14 protein-coding genes are annotated in these 17,403 nt (G+C 70.1%); 12 read left to right on the forward strand and 2 right to left on the reverse strand.

What is annotated here, in order from left to right; translation table 11 throughout:
- The first annotated feature begins 38 nt into the window (after positions 1-38).
- Complete coding sequence (locus tag ACNPQM_RS29395) at positions 39-1,040, forward strand: zinc-binding dehydrogenase (protein WP_358861661.1); 1,002 nt, start codon at positions 39-41, stop codon at positions 1,038-1,040.
- Between the two features lie 67 nt (positions 1,041-1,107).
- On the opposite strand, the gene ACNPQM_RS29400 is transcribed toward ACNPQM_RS29395, so the two are convergent.
- The gene (locus tag ACNPQM_RS29400; protein WP_418086332.1) at positions 1,108-1,581 is read right to left on the reverse strand and encodes a GNAT family N-acetyltransferase; all 474 of its coding nucleotides are present in this window, start codon (positions 1,579-1,581) and stop codon (positions 1,108-1,110) included.
- 38 nt (positions 1,582-1,619) lie between these two features.
- Positions 1,620-2,531, reverse strand: coding sequence for an aminoglycoside phosphotransferase family protein (locus tag ACNPQM_RS29405; RefSeq protein ID WP_418086333.1), 912 nt, complete (start codon positions 2,529-2,531; stop codon positions 1,620-1,622).
- Between the two features lie 33 nt (positions 2,532-2,564).
- Between ACNPQM_RS29405 and ACNPQM_RS29410 the strand changes: the two genes are divergently transcribed.
- From ACNPQM_RS29410 to eccCa, 11 genes are all read left to right on the forward strand, one after another.
- Complete coding sequence (locus ACNPQM_RS29410; RefSeq protein ID WP_418086356.1) at positions 2,565-3,284, forward strand: rhomboid-like protein; 720 nt, start codon at positions 2,565-2,567, stop codon at positions 3,282-3,284.
- Complete coding sequence (locus ACNPQM_RS29415; protein WP_418086334.1) at positions 3,281-4,681, forward strand: NAD(P)/FAD-dependent oxidoreductase; 1,401 nt, start codon at positions 3,281-3,283, stop codon at positions 4,679-4,681. The genes ACNPQM_RS29410 and ACNPQM_RS29415 overlap by 4 nt, the downstream gene beginning before the upstream one ends.
- A 307-nt stretch (positions 4,682-4,988) precedes the next feature.
- Positions 4,989-5,321 carry a hypothetical protein gene (locus ACNPQM_RS29420; protein WP_358861657.1) on the forward strand — a complete coding sequence of 111 codons (333 nt, stop codon included), beginning with the start codon at positions 4,989-4,991 and terminating at the stop codon, positions 5,319-5,321.
- A gap of 24 nt (positions 5,322-5,345) precedes the next feature.
- Complete coding sequence (locus ACNPQM_RS29425) at positions 5,346-5,657, forward strand: pore-forming ESAT-6 family protein (protein ID WP_418083950.1); 312 nt, start codon at positions 5,346-5,348, stop codon at positions 5,655-5,657.
- Between the two features lie 43 nt (positions 5,658-5,700).
- The gene (locus ACNPQM_RS29430; RefSeq protein ID WP_418086335.1) at positions 5,701-6,102 is read left to right on the forward strand and encodes a DUF6507 family protein; all 402 of its coding nucleotides are present in this window, start codon (positions 5,701-5,703) and stop codon (positions 6,100-6,102) included.
- A complete protein-coding gene (locus tag ACNPQM_RS29435; RefSeq protein ID WP_418086336.1) occupies positions 6,099-9,047 on the forward strand; it encodes a hypothetical protein in 2,949 nt (982 codons plus the stop codon). Before ACNPQM_RS29430 ends, ACNPQM_RS29435 begins: the two co-directional genes overlap by 4 nt.
- Complete coding sequence (locus ACNPQM_RS29440; protein ID WP_418086337.1) at positions 9,044-9,904, forward strand: immunity 49 family protein; 861 nt, start codon at positions 9,044-9,046, stop codon at positions 9,902-9,904. The genes ACNPQM_RS29435 and ACNPQM_RS29440 overlap by 4 nt, the downstream gene beginning before the upstream one ends.
- A 341-nt stretch (positions 9,905-10,245) precedes the next feature.
- The gene (locus tag ACNPQM_RS29445; protein WP_418086338.1) at positions 10,246-10,557 is read left to right on the forward strand and encodes a hypothetical protein; all 312 of its coding nucleotides are present in this window, start codon (positions 10,246-10,248) and stop codon (positions 10,555-10,557) included.
- 104 nt (positions 10,558-10,661) lie between these two features.
- Positions 10,662-12,002, forward strand: coding sequence for a type VII secretion integral membrane protein EccD (eccD, locus tag ACNPQM_RS29450; RefSeq protein WP_418086339.1), 1,341 nt, complete (start codon positions 10,662-10,664; stop codon positions 12,000-12,002).
- A 53-nt stretch (positions 12,003-12,055) separates the two neighbouring features.
- A complete protein-coding gene (locus tag ACNPQM_RS29455) occupies positions 12,056-13,384 on the forward strand; it encodes a MinD/ParA family ATP-binding protein (protein ID WP_358862627.1) in 1,329 nt (442 codons plus the stop codon).
- Positions 13,385-13,421: 37 nt separating this feature from the next.
- Positions 13,422-17,396, forward strand: a complete 3,975-nt coding sequence (eccCa, locus tag ACNPQM_RS29460; protein WP_418086340.1) for a type VII secretion protein EccCa — start codon at positions 13,422-13,424, stop codon at positions 17,394-17,396.
- The last annotated feature ends 7 nt before the right edge of the window (positions 17,397-17,403 follow it).

A 17,403-nucleotide genomic window follows, 5' to 3' on the forward strand; every position in this document is an offset into this window, starting at 1 on the left:
GGTGATCCCCGAGAGCCAACCGACCTGGGGAGCCCACCATGCATGCCGTCCGCCTCCACACCTTCGGACCCGCCGAGAACCTCACGTACGAGACGACCGACGACCCGGTACCCGGCCCCGGCCAGGTCCGGATCGCCGTCGCCGCGGCCGGTGTGCACCTCCTCGACGCCGCCCTGCGCGAGGGCATGACAGGGCCGTTCCCGGCCCCCGCCGAGCTGCCCACCATCCCCGGCCGCGAAGTCGCCGGAACGGTCGACACGCTCGGTGAGGGCACCGACCCCGGCTGGCTGGGCAGGCGCGTCGTCGCCCATCTCGGCATGGCCCCCGGCGGCTACGCCGAACTCGCCGTCACCGACGCCGACAGGCTCCACCCCATCCCGCCCGGCCTCGACGAGGCCGCGGCCGTCGCCATGATCGGCACCGGCCGCACCGCCCTGGGCATCCTGCAGTTCACCGAGCTCGGCCCCGACTCGGTGGCCGTCGTCCCCGCCGCGGCGGGCGGCATCGGCACCCTGCTCGTCCAGTACGCCAAGCACGCCGGAGCCACCGTCATCGGCCTCGCCGGCGGACCCGCCAAGGTCGCAGCGGTGAAGGCCAACGGCGCCGACCTCGCCGTCGACTACACCCTCCCCGACTGGCCGGCCCGGGTCCTTGCCCACCTCGACGGTCTCGGCCGCCGCGCCACCGTCGTCTACGACTCCGTCGGCGGCGTCACCGCGCGCGCCGCCGTCGACCTCCTCGGCAAGGGCGGCCAGCACATCGTCTTCGGCTGGTCCAGCGAGGGACTTCACAACGGGTCCCCGCTCACCTTCACCGACGAGGAGCTCGCCGAACGCGGCATCATCTCCCAGGGCGTCCTCGGCCCGGCGATGATGCAGAAGGCGGGCGGCCTGCGCGCCCTCGAAGAACGCTCGCTCGCCGAAGCCGCCGCTGACCGCCTGCGTCCCGCCGTCCAGCGCTTCCCGCTCGCCGAGGCGGCCGCCGCCCACCGCGCCCTGGAGACGCGCGGCACGATGGGCAAGGTCGTCCTCGTCCCCTGAGGGCTCTCGTCGACCCGCCGTCGTCGCCCGCAGACGGCAGTCCGACGACAGGACCTGAGCGCGAAGGTCAGCCGCCGAGCTTCGTCAGCGCCCCGTCCGTCAGCCGGTACACCGTCCACTCGTCCTGCGGCCGCGCACCCAGCGACTCGTAGAACGCGATGGACGGGGCGTTCCAGTTCAGCACCGACCACTCCAGACGCTCGTACCCCCGCTCCACACAGATCCGTGCCAGCTCCGTCAGCAGCGCCTTGCCGTGCCCGCCGCCACGCCGGTCGGGGCGTACGTACAGGTCCTCCAGGTAGATGCCGTGCACCCCGCGCCACGTCGAGAAATTCAGGAACCAGATCGCGAAGCCCACGATCTCCCCGTCCTCGTCCGACTCGGCTATGTGCGCATACGCGGCGGGCCGCTCGCCGAACAACGCCTCGTGCAGCTGCTCCTCGGTGGCGTGCACCTCGTGGAGCGACTTCTCGTACTCGGCGAGATCGCGGACCATGGAATGGATGACAGGGACATCGGCAGCAGTAGCGGTACGAATCATGGGGGCAGCGTAAGCAGCCGCCACCCACCGGCTTCCCGCTACCCCCGGCCCAGCAGCTGCCGGGCGATCTCCGCCTGCTCCGGCCCCAGACGGCTCTCCCCGTCCGTCAGGTCCCAGATGCTGTTCTGCAGCGCCCGCCCCAGCGTCCAGGCACGCGCCCGCTCCCGGTCAAGACCGAGGACCTCCGTCATCAGATCGAACCGCCACCGCACCGCCGCCGCGTCGAACCGGTTGTGCAGGGCGGGCATCAGATCGAAGCCGGGGTCCCCGGCCAGCGGTTTCGGGTCCAGCGCGACCCACTCGTGCGCCCGGCCCTCCTCCGCCCGTCCGGCCAGGATGTTGTCGTAGTGCAGGTCCCAGTGGAGCAGCCGGTCCCCCGGCTCGCCCACCACCTCCCGTACGGCCGCCGCACAGTCCACCAGCAGTCGCCGCTCCTCCGCGTCCGCCAGCCCCGCCACCGCCCGCTCCACCCCGTCCAGCATCCGCTCCGCGGCGTCCCCCAGCCGTCGCAGCCCGTCCGGCGCGGGTACGGATGTCAGCCGGGCCAACAGCCCCGCGAGCACCTCGACCGCCGCCCGCTCGTCCGCCACCGCCGACAGCGGCCGCCGCTCGTCCAGCCGTTCCAGCAGCATCGTGCCGGTCCCGGCATCGTGGCCGAGGAGTCCCACCGCCCCGGCGCCCGCCTCGCCCCACGCACGCAGAGCGACCGGCTCCCCCGCCGTCTCCTCGTCCGCTGCCTGGAGCTTCAGCGCCGCCCGCCGGCCGTCCGACGCGCGGACCACCGGCAGCACCAGCGCGCACATCCCGTGCATCGCGGCCCCGTCCAGCCGCAGCCCCCACTCGCCCAGGAACCGGTCCGCAAGCCCCGGGAGCGCGGCCAGGAACACCCGCCCGGTCTCGTCGTTGTACTTGGACCGGGTGGCGATCAGCGCGTCCGGAATGTCAATCACGCACCCGATCGTAGGCCCGTGCGTCAATCGGTTATGCCCCCCAGCAGCCCGGCCCCGCCCACGAACCCGCCCTCCCTCCCGACGCGCACCCTGCGCGCCGTCCGCTCCTGGATCCGCAGCGCGCCCGGCACGTACATCTGGCTGACGGCACTCTTCGTCACCACGGTCGTGGTGCATCAGATGTCCCCCGACTTCGAGGAGGACTTCCTGCGTCAGCACTCGACCAACATCCACGAACTCGTCCGCGACCCGGCACGTGTCCTCATCTCCAGCGCCTTCTGGATCGACAGCGGCAGGTGGCTCCCGTACGCCTTCCTCTTCACGGTCTTCCACGCCCCCGCCGAACGCTGGCTCGGCACGCTGCGCTGGCTCGCGGTTGCGGCGCTCGCCCACGTCCTGGCCACCCTCGTCAGCGAGGGCGTCCTCGCCTGGGCCGTCCGGCACGGAGAGGCACCCACGTCGGCGGTCCACACCCTGGACGTCGGGGTCAGTTACGCACTCGCGGGCGTCGTCGCCGTCCTCACGTACCACGTCCCCCGGCCCTTGCGGTACGGGTATCTCTTCGCCGTCCTCGTCGTCTACGGCATCCCTCTCATCACCGGCCCCACCTTCACCGACCTCGGCCACATCACGGCCGCCCTCATCGGTCTCGCCTGCTATCCGCTCACCCGGGGGAGGACGAAACCGCCCCCGCGCAGTAACGTCCCGCCACACAGGAACTCGGCTTCACAAGGACAAGCAGGGGCAACATGAGCACGGTCAGCACGGTCAACGGCGGAATATCGTTCTGGTACGCGGACCAAGGCACCCCCGTCCCGCGCGAGCCCCTGCCCGGCGACACCACCACGGACGTCTGCATCGTCGGCGGCGGATACACCGGACTCTGGACGGCGTACTACCTCAAGAAGGCCGTCCCCTTCCTGAACATCACCGTCCTCGAGGCGAAGTTCTGCGGTTACGGCGCCTCCGGCCGCAACGGCGGCTGGCTCTACAACGGCATCGCAGGCCGCGACCGCTACGCGAAACTCCACGGCCACGAGGCCGCCGTCCGCCTCCAGAAGGCGATGAACGACACCGTCGACGAGGTCGTACGCGTCGCCGCCGAAGAGAACATCGCCGCCGACATCCACCAGGGCGGCGTCCTCGAAGTGGCGTACACACCGGCCCAGCTGGCCCGCCTCAAGGACTTCCACTCCGTCGAGATCGCCTTCGGCGAGACCGACCGGGTCCTGCGCGGCGCCCGCGAGACCGCCGAACGCGTCCGCGTCACCGGAGCCGTCGGCTCCACCTGGTCACCGCACGGCGCCCGCCTGCACCCGGTCAAACTCGTCAAGGGGCTCGCCGACGCCGTCGAGGCGCTCGGCGTCACCATCCACGAGTCGACCCCCGTCACCGAGATCAAGCCCAAGCACGCTCACACCCCGTACGGCACCGTCCGCGCCTCGTACATCCTCCGCTGCACCGAGGGCTTCACGGCCAACCTCAAGGGCCAGAAGCGCACCTGGCTCCCGATGAACTCCTCGATGGTCGTCACCGAACCGCTCCCGAAGTCGGTCTGGGACACCATCGGCTGGGACGGCCGCGAGACGCTCGGCGACATGGCCCACGCCTACATGTACGCCCAGCGCACCGCCGACGACCGCATCGCACTCGGCGGCCGGGGCGTCCCGTACCGCTTCGGCTCCGGCACCGACAATGACGGGCGCACCCAGCCCGCCACCATCGAGGCCCTCCGCGAGATCCTGGTCCGCTTCTTCCCCACCACCGCGGGCGCCCGCATCGACCACGCCTGGTCCGGCGTCCTCGGCGTCCCCCGCGACTGGTGCGCCACGGTCACCCTCGACCGCTCCACCGGACTCGGCTGGGCCGGCGGCTACGTCGGCTCCGGCGTCGCCACCACCAATCTCGCCGCCCGCACCCTGCGCGACCTGATCCAGCAGGACTCCGGCCAGTCGGGCCCCACCGAGCTGACCACCCTTCCCTGGGTCAACCACAAGGTCCGCCGCTGGGAACCGGAACCCTTCCGCTGGATCGGCGTCCACGGCATGTACGCGGCCTACCGCGCCGCGGACCGCCGCGAACTCACCTCGGCCGAGGCCACCACCGACCCGATCGCCAAGGTGGCGGACCGGCTGGCTGGACGTCACTGAGACCGACCGGCACATGGGGGGTGGGAGAAGGAGTAGGGCTGGGTGCGTGCGGCTGCAATTCGGAGGAGGGAGGCAACGCGGAGCGTTGTCGACCGACGACCACGCCGCGCATGTGCGCAACCGGCCCCGCGACGCCGCCTCCCATGTACCGGCCGGTCTGAAGTTCGCCGATGTCCTTGTTCGGGCGCATTGGGTCCCCGCAGATTCGTCATGTGTTGGTCACAGCGGGCCCCTCGTTTGCACAGCCGGGCCAGGGTTCGTAAGGATGGCGCCGTATGGGATCAGTCGGTGTGGCAGGGGGATGCACATGAAGTTCGACATGGGGGCGCAGGTTCTGTCGACTCTGACGTCGAAGTCGCGTGGTTCGAGTGATGACTTGGGCGCGTTGATCCGTCAACTGGTGCAGGCGGCGGCGCCGTTGGAGGGGAAGTTCAACGGTGCGGGGCGGGTGGCGTTCGATTCGTTCAAGAATCGTTCGGACGAGATCACGGCGGCGTTGAACGGTTCGTTGTCGGCGCTGCTGGGTGGCCAGTCGGGCATGGAGCAGGCGTTCGGCTCGGGTGACCAGGAGCAGGGTGACAACGCCCGGCAGCAGCAGGGTGCGGCGAACTTCGACGCGGCCCGTTTCGGCGGACGCTGATCTTTCGAGGGGCAGGGGTTTGTGATGGCTGGTGACAGTGACCGTCGTGCGTATGACACGGGTGCGTCGGCGGATGCGCAGGGCAATATCCAGGTCGTGATCGCGCGTCTGGAGGAAGTGATCGCGGCGCGGGACGGGCAGGTCAAGGCGGCGATGGCGGACTTCGCCGCGGACGGTGTCTCGGAGGAGTACCACGGCAAGGAACTGCGGTGGAACCGGGCCTCGCAGGAGGTCAGGAACATCATCCAGCTGCTGAAGACGACGCTGGAGAAGAACGACGGCACCGCGCAGCACACCATCACGCGCGCGAAGGCCGCGGTCGACAACATCGGCTGACCTGGGCGGGCGCCAGGCGGTAACGGGGAGCATGAGGTAGCGCATGACCGGGTGGGATCTGAAGCCGCAGGGCATTCAGGGCGTGCTGAAGACGACGGGTGAGACGGCGGGGAAGATCGAGACGTATGCGAAGTCGTACGGCGAGCATCTGACGTCGGCGGCGACGAGTGCGGGCACGATCACTACCGAGGGCGGTGACGGCGGGGGCAAGGACGGCGAGAAGGCGGCCGGTGGTCTCGTCGCGCTGGCGTTGTCGCAGTACGCCGAACACGCCACGAGCGACCTGAAGTTCATCGCGGCGCGGGCCGGGAAGTCGCTGACCGGTGCGGTCGACGCGACGACCGCCTACCTCAACGGTGACCTGGAGATGGCTGCCGAGTCCCAGCGCAAGGCGCTCGGTGTGCCCGATCTGGATCTGACCACGTCCGGGGGGCGGTCCACGTGATCAAGCCGGAAGCGATTCCGCAGTTCACCGGTGATCCGGACCAGCTGGAGAAGGACTCCGCGGGGCTGAAGGCGGTCGCCGGGCACATCCGTGACACCGGCTCGGACGTCCACACCCAGTTCCAGGGCCTGTCCGCGTACTACATAGCCCCCGAGGCCGAGAAGCTCTTCGGCTCCACCAAACCCGTCCAGGACCGGGCCGACGCCTTCGGCGACGACCTGGAAAAGGTCTCCACCGCCCTGTCGGACTACGCCACCGAAGTCCGCCCGCTCGTCACCAAACTCGCCCAGCTCAAGACCGACGCCACGGACTTCGTGAACAAGGTCAAGGACGACGACGACTGGGAGTACGACGAGGACAAGATCGACGAGCACAACCAGCTCCGCGACGACGTCACCGCGACCGTCGCCGCGTTCTGGGCCGCCGAACGCACCTGCCACAACAAGATCACCGCCCTGTTTCCCGGCGGCGTGCAGATGGTCGCCGGCGACGGATCCGACCGAAAAGACCAGTACGGCTTCAACGCCGACGACCTCAAGAACGCGAAACTCCCCTGGGGCGACCCCATGGAGGAGAAACACCACGCCTGGGAAATCGGCCACTGGGTCAAGTCGTTCGTCTGGGACGGACTGATCGTCGACGGCATCTGGGGCACCATCAAGGGCCTCGGCACCCTCGTCGGATTCGGCGGCTGGGACGCCATGGGCCAAGCCTGGAAAGGCCTCGCCCAACTCGCCACCGGCCTCGTCATCACCGCCATCCCCGGCGCCGGCACACTGTTCTGGGCCCTGCCCGACGACAAACTCCCCTCCTGGCTCCGCGACTCCCGCACCGCGATGAAGGAAACCGGCAAAGCACTCGTCGCCTGGGACGAATGGGGCAAGAACCCCGGACGCGCCGCAGGCGCCGTCACCTTCAACGTCCTGACCACCGTCTTCACCGGCGGCGCAGGCGGCGCCGCAGCAGGCGCCGGCAAGGCCGGAGCCGTCGCCAAGGCCCTCTCCGTCGCCGGCAAAGCCGGCAAGGTCATCGACCCCATGACCTACATCGCCAAAGGCGCAGGCGCCGGCATCTCCAAGATCGGCGACATCGCGAAGGGGCTCAAGGGGATCGAGAACATCGAGATCCCCAAGCTGCCGGACGATGCGATCGTGCTGCCCGAGGGTGCGCTCAAGCTGCCCGACGGGGCCGTGCATCTCCCCGAGGGAGCAGCCATCCCGGACGGGGCTGTCAAGCTCCCCGACGGCAACATCAAGCTCCCCGACGACGTGCCCGTCCTGCCCGAAGGCGCCACAAAACTCCCCACCGAGCCCGGCGCACCCGCCCGCTACTACGACCAGGACTGCAACCTCCTCGACGAGAACGGCAACGTCCTCCAGAATGCCGAGGACGCCCACGTCGAGCCCAGCCCCGGCACCCACCCGGACGCGGACACCAGCACCCCGCACACCGACTCACCCTCACCGGACAGGCAACCGGTCCTGGTCGGCGCGGGCGCACACACCGCCGACACCACAGCCCACGCCGGCGCCCACGCCGGCGACAACGTCATCCACCTCGGTGACAGTTTCGGCAACGACCTCGGCGACGTCGGCCGCACCGGCGACAACCTCCCGGGTGGCAACGCAGGCAACCACCTGCCCGGAGGAGGAGCCGGCGACCATGTACTCACGGGCCACGTGGGCGACAACATGCCCGGCAGCCACGTGGGCGACAACATGCCCGTCGCGCACGCAGGTGACAACCTCCCGAGCAACAGCCTGGACAGCGCCACGCCCGGCACGCACGTCGGCGACAACTTCCCCGGGCCCCGCGCCGAAACCCCCACTGCGGGCGGCCACCCGGGCGGGCACGACCTGCCCGGCGGCCACGCCGACGATGCGCTTCCAGGGCACCCCGACACTCCGGCCTCCGGCGGCCTGGACGACCTGGGTCATGCAGGAGACGACACGGTCGGGGACGGACCGGATGCGGCGGCCAGGCCGGACAGCGACGCGCCCGGCGGGTCCGCGGACGTCGAGCGCCCCAGCTTCATGCGTGACGGGGACAACCCGTACGGGCCCCGTGGTTCGCTCACGGATGAGCAGATCATGGAGATTCAGCGGTACCGAGCCAACCACGAGCCCGGGTATTTCGAGAACTTCTACAAGTCCAACGGCAACCGCAAGAACCTGAATCTCTTCGACGAGAGCGGGCGTACGCCTCCCCAACTGACCAGGGCATCCGAGAACCATCCGTGGGTCGGTGTCAAGGACGCCCCTGAGCCGCTCAAGCCCAACTACGTGGGTGACTGGGACAAGAAGGGCGCGGCCGACGTGACGAGCCCCGCACGGCTCAAGACGTTGGACGAGGCGGCACTCAAGCGTCACCTCGCCATCCGCCACGACAAGCTCATGGAAGCCTGGAAGCAGGAGACCGCGACGGCGCACGAACTCCTGGACACAGTGGAGTCGAAGGCGCATCACGGGGAAAGCGTCGGAGCCTATAAGGAGTCCCACAGCGTCATGCGTGACGCAGCCGAGGACTTCGGTGAAACCGCCGCCGAGCACCACTTCATCGCAGAGCGGCACCCGGGAGCAGTCCGGGAACCGCTCGACGGGCCGGCGAACGGTAACGACCAGTTCGACCAGGTCTGGCGGCGCAAGGACGGCGGTTATGTCGTCATCGAGGCGAAGAGCAGCGTCACTACGGAACTCGGAGCCCGTAACCTTCCCAGCGGCCGACGTGTCTCGCAGGGAACCAGGGAATATTTCCTGGACATCATCGCGGAGATGAGGAAGCGAGGAGAAAGCAATATCGATGAACTCCTCCTCGCGGACAAATTGGACGCCGCGCTTGATGCAGGAAAGCTGGACTACGTCGTCGTCAAGGGCGAAAAGAATGCCGGCACGTATGCTGGCTATCACATGAGGCAGTTCGATATCGCTGAACGGAGCACACCGTGACGATTGTTGTTCCCCGGCATGGTGAGGCTGGACCCAACTCCGCACGCTGGGCCGAGGCTCTCGGCGAGAGCGTGGCCGGCTCTGTCGCCCGCCTCGAATCGTCGCCGACCTCGATCGACTCCACGTTCCGTACTGCCCTTCTCCACGTGGAGGCGCGCTGCACGGTCGATCCGGAGGCCGCGGAACTGGAGACCTGGGAGGCGGTGGTCTCCGCAATGCAGGTCGGGTCGGCGCTGTTCGCCGTGACGGGAGCAACCGCGGGGACCGTCGAGTGCCGTATCAATCGTGAGATCCGGAGTCTCCCTGCCATCGGACCGCGTTCGTTCGCCGACGCAGGGAACTGGCTGACGGCGTTCTGGCTGGCGATCGTGTGCCGCGACCAGAAAAGGATGACGCAGCTGTGCCAGATTCCACTGGATCGTCTGCGTTCACCCGAGGGGGAATACGACGAGTACATCTACCACTGGGTGGACGCTCTGCAGACGTACTGGCTGCAGCGCCCGGGTCTGGTGGAGAAGTTGGTGGCCGCGATCGAAGGGTCCTATCCCGAAGCGGTCTCGGTCACTCCCCGTGATCTGCTCCAGGGTGTGCTGTACCCGCCGATCAATCTGTTCCACCGTTTCGCGCGGAGGGACGAGGAGGGCTTCAACCAGGCTCTGGTGGAGGCTCTTGAGCTTCACCAGGCGTACTGGACCGCCGATGAGGACCGGGCCAAGGACCCTGATGGCCGTATCGCTCTGGGCCCCCTTGCCATCGCCTGCCTCGCCCACGACGGCGAGATCCCTCTCACGGTGGAGTCCGCCTACCTGCCCAAGCACCTTCTCCAGCGCAGCTGGCTCGGCGAATTCCCCACCTGAGCCCGGGCCTCTCCAGTCGCAGGCTTCTCGTCGGTATCGCCCTGCTTCCTGTCCTTTGGCTCCGCTTCATGATTGTCCGGGGTCTGTCCCACTCCTGGATCCGGGTTGTACTGCTGACTTGTCCATGCCTTATGTTGCGGAGGCAATGCAAGGGGGGAATCCGTATGCCGCAACACACGCAGACAGTGGCTCGACGAGGCGACGTTCACGCAGTGCACGTACGACGCCTCACGCGACGGCCGACGCGGACACGTGCCGCCGTACGGGAGCACCTCCGGCCGGAGACCGACGGTTCGCCGACCATGACCGAGGCAACGGACGACTGAGGCAGCGGACGACTGATGGCACGGGATTACGACAGCCAGCTTCTGGAGTCGGTGGCGGTACGCCGCCGCAGGATGCGGGACGCACTGCTGTTCGGCGTGCAGCGGTCGCGGCGCACGGCGGACGAGCGGCTCGGCAAGGTGTTCGCCGGGATCGCCATCGCAGCCGTCCTGTGCGCGGGATGCGTCGGATGGTCCTTCCTCCAGCACACGCTGGCGAAGCAGAAGGCCGAGCAGGAGAAGCAGCAGCGCCAGGAACAGCAGTACGAGCAGCCGACGCCGGGCGCGAAGCCGGACAAGACCGGTAAATCCAGCCAAGGTTCGCCGTAATCCCGACCGCCCGACGGCCCACGTGAGCAACCGCATGGGCACGTCCGGTCCGCCCCGTCCTCAACGTCGCGACGATAGGTACCCGTAAAGTGGTGAGCACAACAATGACTTCCCGGGCTCAACTGAGCCGGGTGACCCTGGTAGGCGAGCGACGCCGGGCCGACATCGTCCTGCCGTCCGACACGCCGATCGGCCAACTGCTCCCCGACATATTGCAGTTGCTGGACGACCGGGCCGCATCCCGCCCGATGACGCGGCAGTTGATCACATCGGACGGCTCCGCGCTGCCGCACGACAGCACCCTGTCCTCGGCCGAGATCGCGGACGGCGCCGTGCTCCGCCTCGTCCGTGCCCACTCCGCGCCGCCCGCCCCCGTCGTGCACGACGTCACCGACCTGGTGGCCGACGACCTCGACCTGCAGGCGTGGCGCTGGCGTCCCGCCGCGCGCCGGGCCAGCGCGGGCGTGGCGACCGTCAGCTTCGCCGTCGTCGCCGCACTGCTCGCCCGTCAGGAATTCGAGCTCGGCGCCCTCGCCGCCGCGCTCGGCGCGGTCACGCTCGTCCTCCTCGCGGCCGGTGCGCTCGTCGCCAGGATCGGCCAGGGCAACCTCGGACTCGCCACCGCGCTGCTGCTCGCCTCCGGCGGGCTCGGCATCCTCACCGCCTGGACCGCCGCCGACGCCTACGGCTGGCCGGGCACCGCACGGCTCGCGGCCGTCGCGGCCGCGCTCGTCGTGATGCTTCTGCTCCTCGGCTACTTCTCGCCGCTCGGCCGCGGCGGGCTCATCGGCGCCATGGCGACCGCAGCCGTCACCGTGGTGTGGGAGGCCGTCGCCGCCGTCCAGAGCGACCTGTCCCGGCTCGGCGCCGTGATGGCCGTCTTCTCCGTGGTGCTGCTCGGCCTGCTGCCCCGGCTCGCCCTGATGGCTTCCGGGCTCACCGCACTCGACGACCGCCGCTCCGGCGGCATCTCCGTCAGCCGCCACCAGGTCGGCAACGCGCTCGCGGCCACGCACCGCGGCCTCGCTCTCGCCACGACGGTCACCGCGGTCTCCGCGGCGGCCGGCGGCTGGCTGCTCACCCAGGCGGACAAGCCCACGGTGTGGACCATGGCGCTCCCCTCCCTCGTCGCCCTCGTCCTGCTCTCCCGGGCACGGGCCTTCCCGCTCGTCGCCGAGGTCGTGGCCCTCTTCGCCGCCTCGGCGGTCCTCCTCGTGCGCCTCGTGATGGTGTGGATGCACCACTCCGGCGGCGCCGGGCCGCTCGCCGTACTGTGCGCGGCCGCGCTCCTGCCCCTGCTCGTTCTGGCGGTGCAGCCGCCCGAGCATGTGCAGGTCCGGCTGCGGCGCATGGGCGACCTGGTCGAGTCCATCGGCGTCGTGGGGCTCTTCCCGCTCGCCGTCGGTGCGTTCGGTCTGTACGGACAGCTGCTCAACAAGTTCTGAGTCGACGCTCAGGCGCTCCGAGCGGGGTAGCAGGGCGGAAAAGAAGGGCTGACATGCCGAACGCAGAAAACTGGCAGGGTGACGTGCTGCGCGACCTGCGCGGCGCCGCCCAGCAGGGCACGCCGCAGCAGGGCCCACAGGGCACCGCCGGACAGCCGCAGGGCGCCCCCGCCGGCCCGGGCCTGCCCACGCAGAGCGCACCCGCGCCGGACGCCGGCTACGGGTACCCGCCGGTGCAGCACCCCGGCCACCCGGCCGCCCCCGCCGGGCAGTACCAGCAGGCGCAGCAGTACCAGGCGCAACAAGGCCAGCAGACGCAGCAATACCAGGGGCAGCAGCTCCCGGCCGAGCAATATCAAGCCCAGCAGTACCAGGCACAGCAAGCCCAGGCCCAGCAAGCCCAGCAGTACCAGGGGCAGCAGCCCCAAGCCGCCTACACCCCCTCCACCAGCGCCCACCGCACCCCCGACTCCCGGCCCGTCGTGGACAAGAGCCTCGTCACCGCCGGACGCAAGCCGCGGCACGGGCAGTCCTTCGCCTCGCGTGCCACCCGCGCCGTGCGCCGCACCGTCTCCTCGTCGGCCGCGAAGGAGGTCGCCGAGATCACCCGGGTCGCCGAGGTACTCCAGCAGCCCGTGACGACCGGACGGCAGATCGCCGTCACCTCCATCCGGGGAGGCGCCGGCAAGACGACCGTCGCCGCGCTGCTCGGCACCACGTACGCGCACTACCGGCAGGACCCGGTCCTCGTCGTCGAGGCCGACCCGGCGCTCGGCTCGCTGCCGCTGCGGCTCGGCGCGGAGTCGCTCCGCTGGACCATCGGCGACCTCGCGGGCATCGTCGAACCGCAGATGTCACTGCTCGACATCACCGGCTATCTCGTCCAGCTCCCCGGCAACGCCTGGCTTCTGCCCGGCAGCCAGGGGCAGATCGGCGCGATGCTCGGCAGCAAGGCCTACGAGGGCGTCATGGTCTCGCTGCGCCGCTACTTCGGGGTCACGGTCGTCGACTGCGAGACACTGCCCGCCGAGGTCGCCCGGGTCGCGCTCTCCGCCGCCCAGGCCCGCATCCTGACCGCCCCCGCCACGCTGGAGGGCGTCACCAGCACGTACGCGGTGCTCCAGTGGATGCAGGGACTTCCGAAGCACGTGATCGCCGGCACGGTCGTCGTCCTCACCGAACTCGTGCCGCACCCGGGGCTCGACCTCGCCGAGGCCGCCGAGAAGCTCAAGTCCACGGGCGCGAGCGTCCAGGTCCTGCCCTACGACCGGCATCTGGCGGCCGGCGGCCTGATCCGCACCGAACTGCTCGCCCACTCGACCAGGGAAGCCGCCACCCGCCTCGCCGCGGACGTCTTCCAGCTCTCCCAGAAGCGCCACTGACCCCGATGCCGAGCCCGACCGTGAGTGACGGACGCCGATGAGTACCCGACTGATCCACCGCCCGGCCAGGACCACCCGGCCCGCGGCCCCCTCCGAGGCACGCACCATCGAGGCACCGCCCAACCTCCCCGAGGGGAAATCGGGCAACATCGCCATGTCGCTGCTGCCCGTCGCCGGCGTCATGTCGTCCGTCGTCATGATGACCGTCGTACGGAACAGTCAGTTCGCCGGGCTCGGCGCGATCATCCTCGTCGTCACCGTCATCGGATCCGTCGCACTCGTCTTCTCGCAGCGCGGCAAGGCGCAACGCACCCGCCGCACCCAGCGCGAGGCATACCTCGCCTATCTGGAGGACCTGCGCGAGGAACTCTCCGGCGAGGAACGCGAGCGGCGCGAGCGGACCGAGATCCTCACCCCGCCGCCGGACGCCCTGTACGACATCGTGCGCGACCCGGCCCGGCTGTGGGAACGCCGCCGCGCCGACGACGACTTCCTGCGGGTGCGTGTCGGCACCGGTGAGATGCCCGTACGCGATCTGAAGGTCGCCCAGCAGGGCTCCTCGGTCCTCACACCGCCCGACCGCTTCATGCTCAACGAGGCATCGGCCCTGATGACCCGGTTCCGTACCGGCACCGAACTCCCGCTCACCGTGCCGCTCGACCGCGTCGGCAACGTCAGCGTGATCGGCCCCCGCGAGGACTGCCTGCGCCTCGCACGCGCCCTGCTCGTCCAGACCGCCGCGACCCACGCCCCCGACGACGTGGCCATGGCACTCGCCGTGCCCGGCGACCGGCTGGCCGACTGGGAATGGGCCAAGTGGATGCCCCATCTGCTCGACACCGAACAGCTCGACGGCCCCGTCGCCGCCCGCCGCATCGCCCCGTCCGCGCCCCAGCTCGCCCGGCAGATCGGCGCCGAACTGCGCCGCCGCGCCTCGTACGCGGCCGAGGTGCGCCGCGGCCTGTCCGGCAAGGACGCCCTGTCCATGACGTCCCGGCTCCTCGTCGTGGCCGACGGGCACGGCGAGGACGCCGTGGACCTGCCGTGCCCCGACGACGCGGTGGGGCTGCGCGACATGGGCATCACCATGCTGCACCTGCTCGAACAACGCATCCAGGAACCGGGACACGTCGGCGTACGCATCACCGTCGACGGCGACCAGGTACTCATCGAGGACCTGCGCGAGCAGGAACCGATCAGCGCCCACGGCACCGTCGACGAGGTCAGCATCCCGTTCGCCGAAGGTCTCGCCCGGATGCTCGCGCCGCTGCGCCTGGCCGCCGAATCCCTCGTCGACGCCCCGCTGTCCGGCCCCGTCGACTTCGCCGACCTGCTCGGCATCGACGACGTGGCCCGGCTCGACCTGTCGCACCTGTGGGCACCACGCGGCGAACGCTCCTTCCTGCGCGTGCCGATCGGCGTCAGCGACTCCCGCGAACCGGTCCTCCTCGACCTGAAGGAGTCCTCCGAACTCGGCATGGGCCCGCACGGGCTGTGCGTCGGCGCCACCGGTTCCGGCAAGTCGGAACTGCTCCGCACCCTCGTCCTCGCCCTGGTCGCCACCCACCCGCCGGAGGACCTGGCGCTCGTCCTCGTCGACTACAAGGGCGGTGCCACCTTCGCGCCGTTCGCGGACCTGCCGCACGTCGCCGGCGTCATCACCAACCTGGAGAACCAGGCCGGCCTCGTCGAGCGGGTCCACGCCTCGCTCGCCGGCGAGGTCAAGCGCCGCCAGCAGGTCCTCAAGGACGCCGGCAACGTCGCCGACATCGGCGACTACGCCGCGCTCCGCGCCGACAAGCGGCCCGACCTGGACCCGCTGCCCCACCTGTTCGTCGTCATCGACGAGTTCGGCGAACTCCTCACCGCCAAACCGGACTTCATCGATCTGTTCCTGTCCATAGGCCGTATCGGCCGGTCCATCGGGGTGCACCTGCTGCTGTCCAGCCAGCGCATCGAGGGCGGCAAGCTCAAGGGCCTGGACACCTACCTCTCGTACCGGCTCGGCCTGCGGACGTTCTCCGCCGACGAGTCCCGCACGGTGCTGGACACCACCGACGCCTTCCACCTGCCTCCGCTGCCCGGATTCGGTTTCCTCAAGGTCGACACCAGCCACTACGAACGCTTCAAGGCGAGTTACGTCTCCGGCGCCTACCGCGGCCCCGTACAGCGCGCCGAGGAAGCGGAGACCGGACCCCTCGCCCTCAAGTACGAGGCGTTCAACACCCTTGCCAAGAACGAGAACACGGGCGACCGGGAACCCACGGTCCGACGCCGCGAGACCGGGCCCACCGAGATGGGCGTCATCGTCGACCAGCTGCAGAACGCCGCCGATCCGGTACGCCGCATCTGGCTGCCCCCGCTGCCCTCCGCCATCTCCCTGGACAAGGTCGCGGGCCCCCTGGACGTCGGCCCGCGCGGCATGCAGCTCGCCAAGCGCCGCGGCCCGCTCCAGGTACCGCTCGGCCTGCTCGACGACCCCACCAAGCAGTGGCAGGGCCAGTGGTACCTCGACCTCACCGTGGCAGGCGGCCATGCCGCCGTCATCGGCGGCCCGCAGTCCGGCAAGACGACCCTCCTGCGCACCCTCGCCCTCTCGCTCGCACTGACCCACACCCCGCAGGAGGTCGGGATCTACGGCCTCGACCTGGTAGGCGGCGGCCTCCAGGCGCTGGCGGACCTGCCGCACGTCGGCGGCGTCGCCGGCCGTGCCGACCGTGAGCGCGCCGGACGCACCGTCGAAGAGGTACGGGGCGCCCTCGCGGTCCGTGAGGACCTCTTCCGGGAACACGGCATCGACTCCGTCGAGCAGCTGCGCACCCTGCACGCGGCAGGCCGGCTGCCGCAACTGGCCTCCGCCGAGATCGTGCTCATCATCGACGGATTCGGCGCGCTGCGCGACGACTTCGACGAGCTGGACGACGCCGTCGTCGACATCCTCAAGCGCGGCGGCGGCTACGGCATCCACGTCGTCGCCGGCATGCTCCGCTGGAACGACGTCCGCATCGCCACCCAGTCCAACTTCGGCACCCGCGTCGAACTGCGCCTGAACGACCCCAGCGAGTCCAGCATCGACCGCAAGCTCGCACAGACCCTGGCGCCCGACGAGCCCGGCCGTCTCCTCACCGACGGCAAGCTCTTCACCCAGGTCGCGCTGCCCCGCACGGACGGGCTCGCCGACACCTCGGACCTGGGCGCCGTCCTGGAACGCACCGCCCGCACGATCCGTGCCACCTGGAGCGGCGACGTCGCCCAGCCGGTACGGGTACTGCCGCACATCCTGGAGCCGCACCTGCTGCCGGGCCCGGTCGCCGAACCCAAGCGGGTACCGATCGGCCTGGACCAGACGGCACTCGCGCCCGTACTGCTCGACCTGTTCCACCACGACCAGCACCTGCTGATCATGGGCGACAGCGAGTGCGGCAAGACGAACCTCCTCAAGACCATCGCCGGCGGACTCATCGAGCGCTACAGCGAGGACGAGCTGGTCTTCGCCGTCATGGACCCGCGGCGCGGACTGCGCGGCGCGATCCCCGAGGAGTTCCGCGGCGGCTACGCGTACAACGCCAAGATGTGCGCGGGCCTCGCCGCCGGTATCGCCACCGAACTGGAGAAGCGGCTGCCCGACGACAGCGCGGACACCGAGGACCTGGAGCCCGGCAGCTGGGGCAGCGGACCACGGATCGTCGTCCTCGTCGACGACTACGACGTACTCACCACCGCGGGACTGGCCCCGCTCGCCCCGTTCCTGCCGTACATCCCGTCCGCGGTCGACATCGGGCTGCACTTCGTGCTGACCCGCCGCGTCGCCGGCGCCTCACGCGGCATGTACGAACCACTGGTGCAGGGCCTGCGCGAGTCCGGCGCCTCGGCGATCCTCATGGCGGGCGACCGCAGCGAAGGTCAGCTGTTCCCCGGCGTGTACGCCACCCAGCAGCCCGCGGGCCGCGGCGTCCTCATCCGCAGGGGCCAGTCGAACCGCCTGATCCAGACCGTGTACACCGCCGAGTGACGCACCC

The sequence above is a fragment of the Streptomyces sp. NPDC056231 genome, from assembly GCF_048270745.1.
Classification (GTDB): domain Bacteria; phylum Actinomycetota; class Actinomycetes; order Streptomycetales; family Streptomycetaceae; genus Streptomyces.